This window comes from Marinobacter sp., assembly GCF_041687235.1.
Classification (GTDB): domain Bacteria; phylum Pseudomonadota; class Gammaproteobacteria; order Pseudomonadales; family Oleiphilaceae; genus Marinobacter.
Genome location: NZ_JAWLCH010000005.1, coordinates 100,651 through 117,251, shown reverse-complemented (window position 1 = coordinate 117,251; position 16,601 = coordinate 100,651). Strand labels below are relative to the sequence as shown.

The following is a 16,601-nucleotide window of genomic DNA, read 5'->3' as shown; positions in this document are numbered from 1 at the left end:
GCCAGACGCACAGGGACAATATACGCCGACCCCGTGCCCGCGGATCTGCAATCCTACATCAGGCCGCCCGACTCATGGTTGTTGGTAACGTAGTGCTTTTCAGTCACCACCCCATCCTTGTCGAAATACACCTGTAGCATGGTGTTTTCCGAGCTGGTCCCGCCGACAAAAAGGCCGACGACCGGAATGAAGTTGGCAGCATCAACCTGTGTCTTGCTGTAGCTGTAGGTAATGCCGGTCACGGACTCTCCGCTGAGGGCACTTCCCTGAATGGTTCCATTGGGCTGACCGAGCATCTGGATTACCTCAGAACGAGTCGTCTCACCTTCCTTAATCTGAGCAACGCTCTCATTACCCACTTGAGTCCCTACGGAAGCACAGCCTGTCATCACAAGGGCCATTACGGCTGCAAATAGCACGCGCATACATCGATTCCTTCTACTTCCGAGTTGTTCCCGTTATTCACCCCCAGTACAGCGCCAAGCATGTATCTGTCGGATAAAAGCCCGGGATATTTCACACTAAAACACCTTGCATGGTGTACTACGTATGATATAATAATTAATAGGTTAGGACAACAGCAGGTGATATGTTATGTGCAGCATCGAAAGCAACCCGTTCATCGACCGTCTCGAGGCATTCCAGGAGATGGCTCACAGCCCCTCCATCATGGCCAACTGCCAGGACATCGTGGACGCCTACCATCGTGACGCACAGGCCTTCAAAGCCATTCTCGCCGCCTTCAATGAATCCGGATTCGGCCTCACCCTTCGCAATGACGCCTCCAACCAATGGACCGTCATCCTTGAGGATATGTCCGAGCCCGGCCGCTACCGCCACCAGACCTTCGATCAGCGCGGCTTCTTCGGGCACCACACAATGGACAGCATCGAAGAAGTTATCGAGGACGCCATAGACCTCGGCTACCGCACTGTCGACAATGGCCGGCTCGAACAACTGTGCATGACCGATGAGTGGGCAGAAGGCTCCCGTGTAGGCGCTTTGATCCATCAGCTGAACAATGGCCAGATCGACTGGAGCCAGTTCACCAGCCAGTCTTCACCTACCCCTTAAACCATAACGAGAAAAGGACACACACATGAGTAGTACCGAATCACAGAAAACCGCCAAATGGCTCTCCATTGCCGTATTCGGCCCGGCAGTCATCGTTGGCGCATATATGCTCTACAACGAGATCTCCAGCCAAAACGAAGCTGAGGCAGAGGCCGCCCGTTTCACCGAATTGGCTGAGACGGTCAAACAGCACTTCGATGAAATCCCGCCTCAGCCAACGCACATTCGCGTAACCACCAATGAAAACGGCCAGACCAGCATCGAGCCAGTCGAGGGGGGATCTGCCGATATCATTTCAGTTACCACGACGAACCATAACCAATGCGAGTCCATCGCGAAAAACCTGACCAACGGTGATTTCAACTATTCAACTGTCATCGTTGGCAACAAGAGATACCAGGTCGGCGATTGGGTCAGCACCGGACCTACCTCAGCATGCCTTCTGGCGTTCCAGCAGTCACCCGATCGCGTTACTGTCCAAATCGAGATCCGTTGATCGTTCATAGGCAAGTGACCGTGTAGTGTGGTGGCCCAGCCCCGGGTCATCACAACGCGACAGACAGAACCTGAACCCCTCCCCTCTCTCGCCTATATCGAGCATGCCCTCTCCTTCCGGCGCTTCGCGCTTTTGTGTGCACAGACAAGACGTTCCTAAGGAACGCATGGCGCGTTTTCTATCTGCCTTAATGCACCTTGCTTGGTGTATCTCTATTTGATACTATTACTTACAGGTTAGGACAAGTAAGAGGCAGGCAATCATGAAAGAACATTCTATTCAGATTTCAGAGAAGGCCCAGAGGACGTTGGTTCTCATCGGTCTCATCGCTGGGGGTGTGTCCCTGGTTATTGCGGGCACCTCAGGATACGAGGCCACACGACTATGGGGTGAGCAGATCGCTCAGGTCCAGATCATCGTCGGCGGCGTGATGGCTTCATTCAGCTTCGCAGCTCTTATGCGGTAACGGAGGCAGCCATGTTGCAAAGAACGAATATCATCAATGCTGCCCGCGACTCAGTGGCAAAGCTTGAATCTGAAAAGCCAGGCGCTGGCCTTGAAGAGATGGCCCATGCCTTCCGGGTCCTGATTAACAAGTATGTCGATGAGCGGGACCTTGAAGACCTCACCGAAGAATTTCACCTCGAAATCTTCACCTACTTCCCGGCGCTTCCTGGAGCCCCTGAGGAGGAGGCTGAACATGAATAAGCCTCAAGGGTTTGCAAGCTCCGTCGCCTCATATCCGAATCGCGGTAAGTGGGGTGACTCTCGCTGGCGGGGTAACTGTTCAGGTCACATCATCAAGGACGCTCTGGGCTCCTATTTCGATTGGTCCAACCCAGAGGCCCTTTTCGTTGACCCATCAGAGGGTTCCGGTACTTCCGGTGACGTTGCCCGGGAACTGGGGGTGAATTACAAAGGCCTCGACCTTCACAGTGGGTTCAACCTCCTCAGAGACGATTTGCTCGAGTCCGTTGGCCGTCCAGCTGAAATGATCTTCTGGCATCCCCCGTATCACTCGATGATCGAGTATTCCAAAAATGTATGGGGGAACGGACAGGCTCACCCCGACGATCTTTCGAATTGCCAGAGCGTCGGCGAGTTCATCGAGAAAAGCCAGTTGGCCCTGATGAATATCTATGACGCCCTGTCCCACCAGGGGCGAGCCACGTACTGCGTGCTAATCGGCAACATGCGTAAGTCCGGTGAGTTCTATGACCTTACAGGAATGCTCCAGAGGGTGGCCCCAGGGAGGCTGAGGGACATCATCATCAAGCAGCAGCATAACTGTGTATCGGACTCTCGCCGCTATGGGGGTGCTTCATTCGCCCGTATCGCGCACGAAACCCTATTGGTTTTCGAGAGGGACAGAAGGATTCTCTGTGCCATCGACTTTGCCTTCCAGGTTGAGCAGCGTTTAGCCAATGCCCAGAGAATGACGTGGCGATCGGCTTTGAAGCGTGTCACCCGCCCTGGCGAAAAGGTTCACCTACAGGACCTGTACGCTCGCCTGTCGGGGTACGCCAAGCGTGTTGCGACCAACCAGAACTTCGAGGCGAAGATTCGCCAGGTAGTCCGACGTTTTGAAGAGGACTTCACACCCCTCGGGAAAGGGGTGTATGAGAGGGTGGCGGCTTAATTGCCGCCATTGTTCATGGTCACCCATGCTGATAGTATAACTTGCTTTCTCAGGCAAGTTATCAAGCCGGGAGCCCCGGTTTCAGCTGGTGTGGCCCAGCCATTCGCTTCGCGATTTGTGTGCACTAATGGGAAGCGAACAATTGTGGCAACCGCTACACTTGGAGTTTGAATTGAATATTGAAGCTGTAAAGGAAACCGTGCCTACTCACTTCCCGGACCAGACAAGCAGCCCCTTCACTATCGGGGACATCATGACCATTGATATGGATGGTCATCTGGATTTCCATTGCACTCTTTTCTGGAATGGCCGGGAAGTCGCAAAGATTGATTCGAGCCCCGGCCCTTTTGAAGCCCTTAACTGGGAATGGCTTGATGAATCCGCAAAGAATGACTTTGCTTCGTTCCTCCGACTTGCAAAATTCCCTACAGCCGACCTTTTTGTGGGTAGCATGATCGCATGCTTCTGCAATATCGAGTGGCTTGCCAAGGAATGCGAAACAGATACATTGTTTCGTTTTGCAACCGACCCCCCTCACGTTTTTCAGCGTGTTAAACAACCCTTCTCTGCCGAGATAAAAGCCCGTCTTATCAATCGTTACGGGAAGAATATCTACTTCTTCAACGAGGCTCTCGATAGGTTCAACAAGATCGGCAATGTTCTTGACTGAAACTCTGATTTAATTTATCTTCTCATTAGGTTAGTGAGAGGTTTTATTTTGTCAGACGAATTTGATCCGAAGGCCTTAGAAAAGAAGCTGTGGAGTGAGAAAGTCGATCAAGAGGATTCCATTCGGTTCTCTTCAAAGACTTTGCCGCCAGCTTCAGTTGGGCTCGCAAGTATCAGGATGAAGCGCTGGACTCGCAGGCTGGTGGCTTTATCAGCTGTTTTCCTGGTGCTTTCAACAGTTCTATGGGTCAGTAAGACACATCACGTTCTGAGACTTTCCACCCAGGATGGATTGGTTCAATCAGTAGAGCTTTTAATTAATGACGAACGCTAAAACACCAGTACGGAAAACAATTAAGGCATCTGGCCAAAAAGCCAAGGCCTCGCCTGCTCGTGTCGTTCGTAAAAAAGCTCCGGCGCAGGCCAATCCTGCCGCTAACGCTCCGGTACCCACCCAAGGCCCCAAGACTTATAAAGAGAACCAGTCTCGCTTGGCCTTTGTGGACAGCAATCTGTCGAATTTTTTTTGGGCGCTTGGACTTTGCATCGGATCATTCGTGTTGTTTGTCATGGTCTTCTTCTGGACGCCTGATCATTACAACATTCCCGCCACTGACGATTATCGCTTGATCAATTTGAAGCCTCTCAGCGAGCAAGGCGATATTACTGATGCAGATGCGCGTGACTTTGCTGCAGAGGCGATCGAGGATGTTCTGTCATTGTCCAACCTGAATCCCAAGGCGAACATGAACGAAGCCTTGGACGAGTATTTCACATCCGGTGGGCGAAAGGACTTTCTCCAGGCGCTGGAGGCTGCGGGAGATCTCCAGCCATTGGTTTCCGGCCGATACTCTACCCTCGCTGAGATCCAGTCAGTGCCGGTAATCGAAGAGTATCGGCTTACCAACAATCGTTTCACATGGGTCTTTACGGTTCCAGTTCGCTGGCAGTGGTATGACACAGCTGAGAAGCGTCGTCGTTATGCAAACATCAACGTAACCATGTTCATCATTCGTGAGAGCCGGCTGCTCAATAGTGCCGGAATGTCTGTTGATGCTCTTGTTTACGGGAGCGGCTCATGAGTTTCCCTGATGTGGCAAACAAGAGCATCAAGCCCCTCTACATCCTTTCCGCGATCCTGATGATTGCCGTTGCTGGACGCTTACTTTTTGACTTCCATCCTCGGATTGATATTCGCCCAGATAGTAGCCCGGTAGTTCGTGCACCCCTGCTTCCAATACCAAATGTTGGTCCAATTGCACGGGAACACTGGATAAAAAAGACGCTTCGTGAGTGCTTTTCTTTCACGACTACAGAGATGGAAGAAACGACCAATAACTGTGCCTTGTTTTATTTTGACATTAATTCTCAGGGGGCTTTTGAAAAGGTTATCACTCGAAGCTCTTTCGGTAGATACATGCAGGAAAATCCTCAAAGTGGTGCGGTTGTCCAGTCAGTCAACAAACGAGGCCCTTTCATGATTTATGAAGGTTCCGCTGGCGGTCGGCCGATCTGGAGGTATCAAACTGAAATTATGACGACATTGTTTCTACCGGGCCGGACTGCCACAAAGCGTTGGTTAATTGACGCAACCATGACGTTCGATACACCCGATTCCCTGTACTTTTCCGGCTTTCGTTTTACGTCCTTTTTCATGAGGGAACAGGCATGATCAAGCATGTGACCCCTTTGGCAATGGGCCTCACTTTGTTCGTTTTCTCCGGTTTTTCTGTAGCTCAGAATTCCTCCGATTCTGGGGACGGTGTGTTGATGTTCACTCCCACTGAAAAAGACGAAACTGTCATGAAGCAGCGTCGTGAGGCAATGAGTCGCTATATCTGGCAAGAAAAAAATCTTGAGCCTATTCGTGCAGAGCTTAGGGAGCTCGAACGGGAAAAAGCGTATGCCCGTGAGCGTGACCAAAAGCTGGGCATTCCTCCTAAGATCATCATCGATCAGCGAGTAGTTCAGGAAGAGCAAATCCGGGCCCGCAATACCCCGTTAAGAGAGGCCGCATGCCAGATTAAGACGATCTCTTATAGCAACAGCAATCCTGAGGCCATCCGCTTGCCGATTGCTTCTCGATCCCCGGCTCATCTAATTTTTCAAGACTCCACAGGCCAGGTTTGGCCGTTGGATGGGCACACCCAGGGTGATTCTGGAGCTTTCTCAAGCGAGATCCTTGAGCAACAACCTCATATCTACGAAGTTGCAGTACAGAAGCCCTTCGCCATGGCCACTAATAACCTTTTGCTGGAGGGATATCCGCAACCGATCGTGGTTCGCCTGGTCGGCGATGAAGAAGAGAATGTTTGTGTTTTGAATGTTCGCCTTAACATGCCGGGCCCGAACGCTAAAACCAACCCTACAATGCTTTCTGATGCAGGCTATGGCGGTGGTGAAGACGAGATCATGTTCAGATTGGCAGTCAATGACATTCCTAATGGCGCTGAAGAAGTTGACTTGACTGGACTACAAGATGCAGGCCGGGCCTGGATTATCAACGGTCGGCTTTATTTGCGCAGCAAGTTCTGGATGGAAAGCCCCCCACGCGCTCAGATTCAGGATGTAAGTGGAATTTATGTTTACCGGATCGAAGATCCATCCCAGGCAACTGCCTACCTAAGAACGCCCGATGGCGAATCTGTAAGAGTAACTATTGGTTCTTAATATGGCCGACGAAAACATTCAGGATAGCCCAGATCAGGAAGCCAATACCTTTTGGGACTCCTATGGCGAAGAGCAAGATCGAGAAGATCGTGCCAGACGCAAAGCTGCTCTCAAAAATGCCTTCAAGAAGGGTGGGCGTGGTTTTTTGGTGATCGGCGTAGTTGCTGCGGGCCTATTCACATACATGATCATGAGCGCCCCAGAAGAGACAACCGAGAATTCCACAAACAATGCCAGTGTTGTTAACAGAACCAATCAAGGTAATGTTCGCGAAACTGAGCTTTCTGAGGACAGCCCTATTGCCCGCCAACAACGTGAAACTCGCGAGCAACAGGCGGAAAACGCTCGAACTCAGGGTCAAACGTACATCGAGCAAGTAACGTTACAAAATCAGGAACGGGCTGAGGAGTCTGCTGCAGAGGAATCCGTTGACACTAAGAGAGACACTGGTGATTTGGCGCTGGACACTTTGCAAAGTCAGTCTCAACGAGTTTCAACGGGAAACCCGACTCCGGTAACCCCGCCAGGCCAGACCAATCAGAATCGTCGGGCTAGTCAAAGCCAGCCAGAAGGCTGGACTTTGAAAGACGAAATTGAAGAGGCTAAGTCACTTGGCGAACAAGCAAAAGAGGATCTGCGAAAGGTCGCTGAATCCCAGGCCAACTACGGAACTTACACCAGTTACAGTTCCGCCTCTCGAGATACCAGCAACTCTGGGAGTTCCGATTCCAATGGAGCATCTAATGATGAGATCCCGTTCGTCACTGGTGGGTATGGTGAAGATTTGGCCTTTTCTCAAAATCCATCTGGTGAAAGCCCATCCACTTTCAAGATACCCGCAGATACACGACTTTTCGGAGTAGCTACTACTGCGCATAACTCTGACATAGGCGGCCCAATGTCGTTTGAGTCAGTAACGCCACCGCTTGATGGCGCCGTTTTCTTGGCGGAGGAGGTGCCTGTTCAAGGTGAGGCAGTTGTTCCCCAAATCACCCAAATGATCTACCGCGGTGAGAGTTATGACGTCCGAGCACTGATTGTTAATGCTGAAACCTTCCAACCAGGTATCGCTAGCGACTACGACAACCATTACCTGAGTCGCTGGGTGCCTTATCTTCTTGGCACCTTTGGTGGCGCCTATGCCGAAACACTACGAAATAGCACCACCACCACAAGCCCAGAAGGCGCAACCGTTAATGAATCAAGTGACATCCCTGATGCTGCCGATCAGGTCAAATTTACCGTGGGCACAGGTCTTGGTCGCATGGTACCGGTACTTCAGGAGCAAATTAATCGTCCAGTTACTGTTGAAGTTTACAACGGTGAACAGGTTGGAATCTGGATCCTAAGTGAAGTCGAGGTTAAGAGATGAGCTCTGAAAGTTGGATCGAAATCCTCAATCGCGCCATTCAACTGAGCGCAGATTGGGAAGTTGAAGATGATGAGTCCGGTCAAAACTTTATCTATGACTCCGAAGTTTTGAACGACATCGTTACTCTTCTTGAAACTGGTGCAACCAGTGATGAGGTTGTTCATCAATACGGGGAGTACGTAGGCTCTGACTTTGAGCGCTATGTGGAGGTTCTTGAACAGGCAATGGAGCAGGCGGAGGATGAGGAACCTGATGTTCTCGACGATAATCCTCCCGTTGTTCAGGAAACGTTGGACTCAGAACAACTGGACCAGCAAGGTGAATCTTTTGAGTTGCCTGAAGAAGAGGCTGGCGCGGCTTCAGAAGCTTCAACGAATAAGCCCCAGAAAAGTAAGAAGGGTCTTGTTGTCGGATCTGCTGTTGCCGGGCTTGTTCTGATGCTTGGCGCTGGTGGCTTTGTCTTCTACTCAGCCTTTACTCAGACATCAGCTCCGGCCGCACAAAGCAGAAACGTTACAACTGTACTGAAGTCCACACCAAAACCACCGGTAAATGAGCAGGGCCCTAGACAGCCTGAAACCACCGCAAACCCAGATGGTGTTGACACTGGTCGGCAACAGTCGTCTCCTGCAAACGAAAACAAAGGATTCACTGTGGCTCAAATAGGTTCTGAGCAAAACCAGAACGTCATTAGCCAGAGCCGTGCTCAAAACCCAACCCCTACAGCAGTTCAGCAGTCCGGAACTCCGACTCAATCGTCCAGGCCTGCCCAGAACGTGGCACTTGATGATTCCCAGATTGATGAAATGCGTAATGAGATCAACGCTCAGATTGAGAAAATTGAAGAGTCGATGACGGCCAAAATTGGTGACCGTTTTGGTGACCTTCGGGAAACACTCGGACGACTGGAAGCTCAACTAAAGCGAATTGATGAGCTTGAACAGAAAATCGCTGAAGAAAAAAGTGAAGAAGACGTTCGGTCGGAGCTTGTGAAACAGAAAGTTAAGGGCCTAACACGACTTGGTGAATTTTCAATTCTTGCGAACGCAGGTGTTAACAACCGAGTAGTGGCGCTCTCCCCTACCAACAAAGTTATTACTCTTGAAGAGGGCGAGAGAAACATCTTGGCGGCCGGGAGCAATCTCACAGTTGAAGAGATTATTGGCAACGGTGACGCTGTTATCTTTAGCAACGGATGGTTCATTGATCACGTCAGAGCTCCCGAGAGCTTGCGGGAGCAACGATTGTCGCAGGAAGCTGCTGAGTCCGACACCAGGAGCGAAGGCACGGACAATAAGCCTCAAGTGCCTCGTACAGCTGCCATCTCCAAATCCTTGAATCCTGCAACGGTCGCTGCATCTTCTCGCAACCGCTCTACAGTTGATTCACGTTTCCCGACAATTCAGCGGGCACCTCAGGGATGGGAAGCTTCGGCTCTTATTCCCCCTCGCAGAGCTGTCATCATAACCCCAGAAGGTAACTCAATCACGATTACCCCTGGATCTGAAATAGCTGGACTCGGCAAAGTGCATTCGGTCAAACAAGACCGCGTACTGGCCGGCCAGTACTTTATCCCCCTCAGCAACATGTAATCAGGAGAATACCTATGAAAAACCTCATGCTTAAAGCCTACGTTTCCGTTGCAGCATTTGCAGTCACCAATGTTGCGCATGCTCAGGAAGATCTTGCTTCACGTATCACTGACGAAGGCGGTTGGTTGGATCAGCTTGGCGCGATTGGAATGCTGGTCTTAGCGGCTGCGTTTCTGGCGGGTGTTGGCTGTGTTTCTTACGGGATCTGGTACTACGTGAAGAAAAGTGACAATCCCCAGGAGCCTGATGCCGGGTCCAAGGCACTGAAATTCATCGTCGGTGGCGCAGCTTTGACCATTGTGCCTTTGGTTATTGCGGTTATGACCATGACGCTTGGCGGCAGCAATGATGCATCCGGTAACGTCAACAATCAACTTCAGCAGTTCCAGGGATAATCTGATATGAAATCCATCGTACTTTCTGTCAAACGCAGTAAGTTTCGGATGGATGACGCCCGGTCTCATGAAAAAGACCGGGCGTATCAGCAGATCCGTCCTAAGATTCTTGAGCGAGACAATCACACCTGCCAATACTGCGATCTTCGTTTGGAAGGCAAGCAGGAGGTTCATCATCTAAGTGGTGAGCATGGCGACAACTCCCCTCAAAACCTGATTACTGCCTGCCGACTGTGCCATCTTGCCCACCATATCGGGTTCGTGGGCGTTAAAAACGCGGGTCTGCTAGTTCGATTGCCTGGTATTCAGCAAGCTGAGTTAAACCACCTGCTTCGAACTCTTTGGGTTGGAGAAGACTCCAAACTACTCACTGTTAAAGATCAGTGCGCAAGCCTTCTCAGATCGCTTGCATTAACTGCGCGAGGTGCTGAGGCCCTGCTGGGCTATAGTGACCCCAAGCTGCTTGGAGACTACCTTCTGAGACTCAATGAGAAGGCGTACAAGAGGCGTATCGGCATCCTCAGGGATATCAAGATCCTGTACCACAGGGATAGTTTTGAAGACCATATTCGCGATGTGTCTGACGTATACGCTGGATATCCTGTCGCCCGGTGGGGCAAAATAGCTGAAGCATTCTCTCAATCTACTTGACTCCCTCTACACGTTATTTTATCATTTGGTTGCGTGTAGAGGGATTTTCAAGAGGCAATGTTATGCGCTCAGGATCCCATGGTTCTTTTTTCCTGACCGGACTGATGATCTTCGGTTTGGTGTATGCCATCTGGCTTATTCAGCTTCCCCCCTTTTCTTGGTGGGATGGCTTTTTGATGTGGTTTTATGAGTGGGTGCTCGACTGGAGGGTTTCTTCAGAAAGTACTTTGTTCTATCTTTCTGTGATCGTTCCGTTAGAGTTCGTTTTCTTCTTCTTCAAATATCTCTTGTTCCCATCGATCGTAACTTCATTTTTGGCCGCGTTTTATAGGCCATAAAAAAGGGGCCTAGCCCCTTTTCTTTATTGTAACCTTTCTCTTGGGCGTCATTTCCGCCTTACTCTCAGCCTGCGGATCCTTTGTGTACAGGCGCCATTCAGGTGGTAGAGACGATGGAATCAATGTTCCTGGCCTTCTGGATATAAACTTCAGTAGTTCTCCAGGAGACAAGAACCTTTTTTCCTTGATACAAATCTGGTGATGAGTGGCCGCTAAAAGCATTGCCGGAAGGGCAATCAACGCCAGGATATTGAAAAGCCCGGCAATAACAGATCCGGATCCTGCCAACGCTATAGCCGCAGTCAGCGAAATCCCAAACCACAAAAAGCCCTGAATTACCGCGACATTTCTATATGCTTTCCTTACGTCATCAGGCCGACGCCTATTCTCGAAGCATTTCTTCTCAAAGTCGAACCCTTTTCTTTTAGCTATAACTTCCTTGATATTAACATCGTTGACCTTCTTCCATTCTGTATATTGATCTTTTAACGTACTCCCAACATCTGTTCCAAAAGACTGAGATACAAATGCTCTCGGCCCCATCGTTACAGCTAAAAACCTACGAAGTCCTTTACTTGGTTTTCTTCTTTTATTGACATCATCTTTCATAAATTCTTACCATCTTAATTCTGTTTCTTTGAAGCTGGGTTACGAGAGCCAGCAACTGAACCAGTAATATAAGAGACTTGACTCTTTACATTTTTCTGAACTTCATTTGCCGCATCAGGAACTCCAAACGGATTTACAATCCCGCCAGATATCCAGTTATTCATTGAGTCAGGAATAATGTGCTGAATTGAATAAATGAATCGGACAAGAATTGTCACAGCAATAACATATACTAAAAGCTGAGCGGACACTTCATAAATTACGTTAGATGCAGATCCACTTAGAGCATTATCTATATTCCAGGCTCGCCAATATTGGGTATTGAAAAACGAAAATATCGGAGCTGCCACAGCGTTCGCGACCGCCACGCCTATAACGATGAAAAATGGCTTTAGAAAAATAGCCGCAGTTAGACTTAGAGCTTTTAGGAATCCTGTATTAATTGCACCATCGCCGTCACTATTGGTAAGAAGAGATACAGCGAATGTTACTGCAAACATTCCTTCTACTGTTGTTGCTAACCACCCAACGACCTGCATCGCAAAAATCAGAAAAGGGATCATAGGGAGAACATAGGTAAGATAGAAGCCACTGGTGATCATCGCTATAGAGAGTGTCTCCATGAATCCCGCAAGAACGCCGAATAAAGCGGCCAAGGCACCTCCGGCTGCGCTTAGTAGATTCCCTATTCCAGGTATAGATGATTCAGACCCTTTATCAATGGTCTTTTGTGTGACAAGTAGGGTTGTTGTTACAACTTGATATGCGACCCCGAGTGTTTGCATAGAGGTCCCTAAACCTGCCAGTGTGTTTAATGGGTGCGGATCCCGTGTCGCACGCCAATCACGACTTCCCAAATCGCCAGGATCATTACCACTGTTTACCGTAACGTTTTCAGAAGCGTTTATGGTTGCATTATCGGCTCGGTTTAACCAGTTACCACTATAAGCCAGAGCATTTAGCGTGGTTTCTGAAAACGTTGAGGCAGCGCTTTCTTTAGCAGCCCTCAGGTTACATTGTGAAATCGTACAGTAATCAAGAACACCTATTTCGGGACGACTTGAATCGTTAAATGTTGCTCTGTATTTTCTTGTTAAATCCACCACCAGTGAGCTATAACTTAATACATCATTTTTTGCTTCACAGTTTTCATCCTTAATGAATCCCATTATTCCCGTGACTTCAGCACAGGGTATTTCTGATATTGACGAAGATACCAACTGGTGAGCTTCAGATGTGTTAGAAATTGCTAGGCTGGATATTCTTGGAATAACGTTGTAAACCGCACCTAGTGCCGCCCACCCGCCGTCCAAAATTGGCTGGAAAAGGTTGCCACTGAGTTGTTGGCTTAGGTTTTCAAGGCTGTTACTTACATTTGTGTAAACTAGAGTGTTGAAATCAATGATGGTCTGATAAAGAACAGCAGCCTCTTGATTTTCAGCTGGGTCTATCCTTGCCGATGTTTCGATTAAAGTTTTGTAGCTCCCATTCGAAACACGAGATTCAACGAACTGGAACATGTTTGATGCGAGCACTCGGTATGAGGGCTTATAAGTAGCAGTAATTGCATTTTGGGCCGCTTGAAGGTACGTCGCAGCCGTCGAGTCCCTACCGCCTGCATTCGATCTACTATTGTTTTCGAGTGTGAAGCTCAGCTGGCCGCAGCGACCCTCAGACCCAAAACTGATTCTTTTTGTGTCAGATTCATTGAATGCAGATTGAATAGCTTGGTTAACAGATCCCACAGTTTGGATTCTTCGTTTAGCGGAACCTCCTGGACTGTTAGTCAATTTTTGTCGCCACTGGTTTACTTTGTCATTGTCCACATAATTTGAAGGAATGAAACTTACGGCAGTGCCATTTGCTTTATGAGCGGTGGCAATGGTTGCAAACTTAGGTTCGTTTTCACCCTCCTTTGTAGCAACAATCACGGAGCACGCAGCAATCTCAAACATTGCAATTACTGCATCTTGCGTATCTGGTGGTCTAGCGTTGTTCAACGGGTACGCGAAGGCGTTCGTTACGTATGCTGCAGATACGTTATCCGCAAAACCGGAGCCAGCTTTCGCTATTTCCATCATCATTAGTTGTGACGTGGCGATTTGTGTCTGTCTGTCACCCGTGCCGATCGTCACTATCGGTATAATCAATGCCAATGCGGCAACAGTTCTCGCTGGCCAGAAAACTGAGTTAATGCCATCAGCTGCAAAAGAACCTGACCAAGCATTTTTAACCATCTGCATGATAAAGGTGTAACTTGAGATGATCAGGCCAAATGCAGCTGCAAGGATTCCACTGTAGCCAAGTAACGTTGTCAGAAGAGCTACTTCATCAACGCCCATGAAGTTGCCGTAAATGAGTGGACCTTGCTCGGTACCACGAGGAGCATTTTCACTGAAAACCCAGTTCCCAAATACCTTTGCAAGAAGTGTTTCTGCAACACTTTGCGGGGCCGGCTCAAACAGTGTTCTGGCGGTATCAATCCAGCTTTCGTCTTCCATCAGAGAAATACTTCTACTTTGAGTGACTGACAACTTGACTTAGCTGTAATTGTATCTTGTTTAGGGTTTGTTGGCGACAAAAAAAAAGGGGCACAAATGTGCCCCTTTGACAGCTTTGAGAACTACATGCTCTCTGCGGCTATCCGAAGATTCTCTGAAAGCTGCAGCGCCTGCTCCTTGGTGATATAGCCAGTGTTTGCCGTTAACTTCAGATACTCCGAGTTCTCCAACACATCAACTTGAAGGCTCTTCAGCACACGACCGGGAGGTTTGGGCTTTGTGGGAGCAGTTTGCTGTGCCGCGTTTTCTGAAGATAGAGATTGCTGTTCACCATTCAGCTTTTCAGAGGTTTCTTCAGCAACGGGGCCATTCGAAGAATCGGTATCCTCAGCTTCACCCGAATTCTTTGCATCCTTTTTACCAGGAACTTCAAGATATTTTGGTTCCCACTTGTAGGAAAGTTTCGCCTTACCTGTTGCTTGCTTGTATGCCTGGTTAGCAGCTTCCTTGGTGATATTGTCGCCATCGTTTAAGGCCTGAAGAACTAGATCTCTGGCGGGCCCTTTCTTTCGCTCCGTGCAATCGGCCATAAGTGCTGACGCAAGAAAATATAGTGCGGACATATTTTCGAGTTTGCGATCTTCTATGACGGCCCTGAAGGACGTGCCAATAAGTTCATCGTCTTTTTTCATCGCTGTGATGATCGTGGCCCGGCGACTTACCTCAGATTTAGCGCATTTCAATCGCTCCGCAACTCTATTAGTTACATCTTCATGGCCCTGTTCTGTGTACCGCTCAATATATTTTTCCGTGATATCGAGAAGCTCTGCGACTGTGAATGCAGCCCGCTGTAGGTTTTCGTCAACCTGGTTGTCGAACTTAGTATCATCATCAGGTTCTGGGACCAACTGACAAAGAACAAGCCGATCCTTGCAGTAGTCTTTTTTGGCCCGCCAGCGAGTCTCACCAAACCAGATTTGAATCTTTTGGTTTTTCTCACTGAAGTAAACCTTGATAGCAGTATGCTGACCCAATTCATCCATTGACGAAGCTCGAGCTTTAACTTCTTCTTCATCAAAATGTTTTCTTGGCTGGTCAGGATCTGGATGAATGAGGTCAGGGTCTAACTTAAACAGCCGCTCCTCTTTGATGTAGGTTTCCTTGATTGCGAGAATTTCTGAAAGTTTTTCAAACTCAGCCTCTTGCTCAATCGTGTCTTCTGAATCGAACCCATCAACCACATCGTTTGGATCTGCTTTTTTATGCGATGCAAGCATCTTCGCCTCCGTAAATCTTTAAGATCGTCTGTCTGCTGTATTCGTTTGCTTTAATCTTATCCCGCTTCGACCTTGGATCCACGACCCCGATCTTCGGGAGCACATCTTCAAACAAGGTCTTCTCAAAGAGGTAGCGAGCCCTATCTTCACCAAGATCTGCAGCTGTTTTGCCATCCCACTGGAGATCAGAATAACGGCGATATTTAATTATCGGTGTACTCGCAAGGCTGACCAACCCGCGACCCTTGTCACACCTATCAACAGATGTCTGAATTATTTTCCGCTCTTTTGCATAGCCCCATTTTGGATCAAGCTCATTAGGAATAACCACAGCTTGTCGCACAGGGGTTACGTTTGATTTCTGCAACATCGCCAGGTGAGTTGAGCAGATATTGATGTAGTTCCAAACTGAATGGATATCCGTCCTATTCATTTTTGTCGGGATGACAATCAGGTCTGCAGCAGTAAATGAATACAAGGTTTCTGGCCTGATAGATGCTTTCGCTGATCCTGGACCTATCTTGGCTTCAAAGTCACCACCCGCTGGATCCTTCGCTGTCCCCGGCGGCGAGTCTACAACAACATAGTCATAGCCTTCTGCAAGCTTTAGAAGATCATCCCTATCCAACTTGCTTGGTTGAAAGTGATAGTCAAATGATGGTTCACCAACATACTTGATTCTCAACTTGTGAGCGTCTGCAATCGAGCCTTGAGTGTCTTGTTCGACCAGCAAAACCTTCTTGCCATACCGATGCAGAGTTCCTGCCATGTGGATCGAAATTGTGGTTTTCCCTGCACCACCCTTTTTGTTCCCAACCACGATGACTTTAGCTTGGGTTGTCATACCTTCTTCCCGTATCTGTATGCGTAACGAAAAACTTGTTTTACGTATTCTCCACTTTTTTCACGTAAGCGCAAGAGTGAGGTGCAACTTGAATCCTGCTTTGCTTATCATTTCACTCGTAGATAGTTGCCCCCATTCGATGCCTATAGGACTACACTGCTATTTTTCCTGCTTCTGATCAGCCCAAGTTTCACGGTTAAATTCACCTGAATTTTAAGGCTTAACCTGCCCAACATCCGAGCATTGACAGGCGTGAGTTTCACGGTTAAACTGACGCTTAGGTACAAGGCAGATTTATAAATTATATATTATTTATAAATAAATATAATTATTTATAAAAATTATTAGGTCATCGGCAAAAAAGACGTTTTTTGTGATATTGATGGGTTAAGCAATCCAAAAAAACTGCAAAAAACACCAACTTTTGCTTGCTCTATCGAGCATCTGTGGCGGTCAAAAACTACCCTTAGAAAA

Annotated in this window: 19 protein-coding genes; 14 read left to right on the top strand and 5 right to left on the bottom strand. The window is 48.5% G+C overall.

Translation table 11 applies throughout. From position 1 onward, the window contains the following. Positions 1-53: 53 nt before the first annotated feature. Positions 54-425: an outer membrane protein assembly factor BamE gene (gene bamE, locus ACESMK_RS09110; protein ID WP_372997442.1), complete on the bottom strand. Its 372-nt coding sequence runs from the start codon at positions 423-425 to the stop codon at positions 54-56. Positions 426-594: 169 nt separating this feature from the next. Between bamE and ACESMK_RS09105 the strand changes: the two genes are divergently transcribed. The 14 genes from ACESMK_RS09105 to ACESMK_RS09040 all read left to right on the top strand — a co-directional run bounded on the left by ACESMK_RS09105 (position 595) and on the right by ACESMK_RS09040 (position 10,896). Beyond that, the gene (locus ACESMK_RS09105) at positions 595-1,074 is read left to right on the top strand and encodes a hypothetical protein (protein WP_372997440.1); all 480 of its coding nucleotides are present in this window, start codon (positions 595-597) and stop codon (positions 1,072-1,074) included. 25 nt (positions 1,075-1,099) lie between these two features. Continuing rightward, positions 1,100-1,570 carry a hypothetical protein gene (locus tag ACESMK_RS09100; RefSeq protein ID WP_372997438.1) on the top strand — a complete coding sequence of 157 codons (471 nt, stop codon included), beginning with the start codon at positions 1,100-1,102 and terminating at the stop codon, positions 1,568-1,570. Positions 1,571-1,832: 262 nt separating this feature from the next. Beyond that, positions 1,833-2,036, top strand: coding sequence for a hypothetical protein (locus ACESMK_RS09095; protein ID WP_372997436.1), 204 nt, complete (start codon positions 1,833-1,835; stop codon positions 2,034-2,036). 11 nt (positions 2,037-2,047) lie between these two features. After that, positions 2,048-2,278, top strand: a complete 231-nt coding sequence (locus ACESMK_RS09090) for a hypothetical protein (RefSeq protein WP_372997434.1) — start codon at positions 2,048-2,050, stop codon at positions 2,276-2,278. Continuing rightward, positions 2,271-3,209 (top strand): DNA adenine modification methylase, encoded by a 939-nt coding sequence (locus tag ACESMK_RS09085; RefSeq protein WP_372997432.1) that lies wholly within the window; start codon positions 2,271-2,273, stop codon positions 3,207-3,209. The genes ACESMK_RS09090 and ACESMK_RS09085 overlap by 8 nt, the downstream gene beginning before the upstream one ends. A gap of 172 nt (positions 3,210-3,381) precedes the next feature. Beyond that, positions 3,382-3,879, top strand: a complete 498-nt coding sequence (locus tag ACESMK_RS09080) for a hypothetical protein (protein WP_372997430.1) — start codon at positions 3,382-3,384, stop codon at positions 3,877-3,879. A gap of 319 nt (positions 3,880-4,198) precedes the next feature. Continuing rightward, on the top strand, positions 4,199-4,960 hold the full coding sequence (locus ACESMK_RS09075) for a DotI/IcmL family type IV secretion protein (protein WP_372997429.1): 762 nt from the start codon (positions 4,199-4,201) through the stop codon (positions 4,958-4,960). Continuing rightward, a complete protein-coding gene (locus tag ACESMK_RS09070) occupies positions 4,957-5,550 on the top strand; it encodes a hypothetical protein (RefSeq protein WP_372997427.1) in 594 nt (197 codons plus the stop codon). The genes ACESMK_RS09075 and ACESMK_RS09070 overlap by 4 nt, the downstream gene beginning before the upstream one ends. Then, a complete protein-coding gene (locus ACESMK_RS09065; protein WP_372997425.1) occupies positions 5,547-6,548 on the top strand; it encodes a DotH/IcmK family type IV secretion protein in 1,002 nt (333 codons plus the stop codon). The genes ACESMK_RS09070 and ACESMK_RS09065 overlap by 4 nt, the downstream gene beginning before the upstream one ends. A 1-nt stretch (position 6,549) precedes the next feature. Beyond that, positions 6,550-7,920 (top strand): DotG/IcmE/VirB10 family protein, encoded by a 1,371-nt coding sequence (locus ACESMK_RS09060; protein ID WP_372997423.1) that lies wholly within the window; start codon positions 6,550-6,552, stop codon positions 7,918-7,920. Continuing rightward, positions 7,917-9,512, top strand: coding sequence for a hypothetical protein (locus tag ACESMK_RS09055; RefSeq protein ID WP_372997421.1), 1,596 nt, complete (start codon positions 7,917-7,919; stop codon positions 9,510-9,512). The genes ACESMK_RS09060 and ACESMK_RS09055 overlap by 4 nt, the downstream gene beginning before the upstream one ends. A 14-nt stretch (positions 9,513-9,526) precedes the next feature. Then, positions 9,527-9,907: a DUF6750 family protein gene (locus tag ACESMK_RS09050; RefSeq protein ID WP_372997419.1), complete on the top strand. Its 381-nt coding sequence runs from the start codon at positions 9,527-9,529 to the stop codon at positions 9,905-9,907. 6 nt (positions 9,908-9,913) lie between these two features. Then, on the top strand, positions 9,914-10,558 hold the full coding sequence (locus tag ACESMK_RS09045; RefSeq protein ID WP_372997417.1) for an HNH endonuclease: 645 nt from the start codon (positions 9,914-9,916) through the stop codon (positions 10,556-10,558). Positions 10,559-10,620: 62 nt separating this feature from the next. Beyond that, positions 10,621-10,896 (top strand): hypothetical protein, encoded by a 276-nt coding sequence (locus tag ACESMK_RS09040; RefSeq protein WP_372997415.1) that lies wholly within the window; start codon positions 10,621-10,623, stop codon positions 10,894-10,896. Between the two features lie 9 nt (positions 10,897-10,905). Here ACESMK_RS09040 and ACESMK_RS09035 read toward each other — a convergent pair whose 3' ends face one another. The 4 genes from ACESMK_RS09035 to ACESMK_RS09020 all read right to left on the bottom strand — a co-directional run bounded on the left by ACESMK_RS09035 (position 10,906) and on the right by ACESMK_RS09020 (position 16,127). Next, on the bottom strand, positions 10,906-11,505 hold the full coding sequence (locus ACESMK_RS09035; protein WP_372997413.1) for a hypothetical protein: 600 nt from the start codon (positions 11,503-11,505) through the stop codon (positions 10,906-10,908). A 14-nt stretch (positions 11,506-11,519) separates the two neighbouring features. After that, positions 11,520-14,006: a DotA/TraY family protein gene (locus ACESMK_RS09030; RefSeq protein WP_372997411.1), complete on the bottom strand. Its 2,487-nt coding sequence runs from the start codon at positions 14,004-14,006 to the stop codon at positions 11,520-11,522. Positions 14,007-14,128: 122 nt separating this feature from the next. Next, positions 14,129-15,283 carry a ParB/RepB/Spo0J family partition protein gene (locus tag ACESMK_RS09025; protein ID WP_372997409.1) on the bottom strand — a complete coding sequence of 385 codons (1,155 nt, stop codon included), beginning with the start codon at positions 15,281-15,283 and terminating at the stop codon, positions 14,129-14,131. Next, on the bottom strand, positions 15,267-16,127 hold the full coding sequence (locus ACESMK_RS09020) for a ParA family protein (protein ID WP_372997407.1): 861 nt from the start codon (positions 16,125-16,127) through the stop codon (positions 15,267-15,269). Before ACESMK_RS09020 ends, ACESMK_RS09025 begins: the two co-directional genes overlap by 17 nt. Between the last annotated feature and the right edge of the window lie 474 nt (positions 16,128-16,601).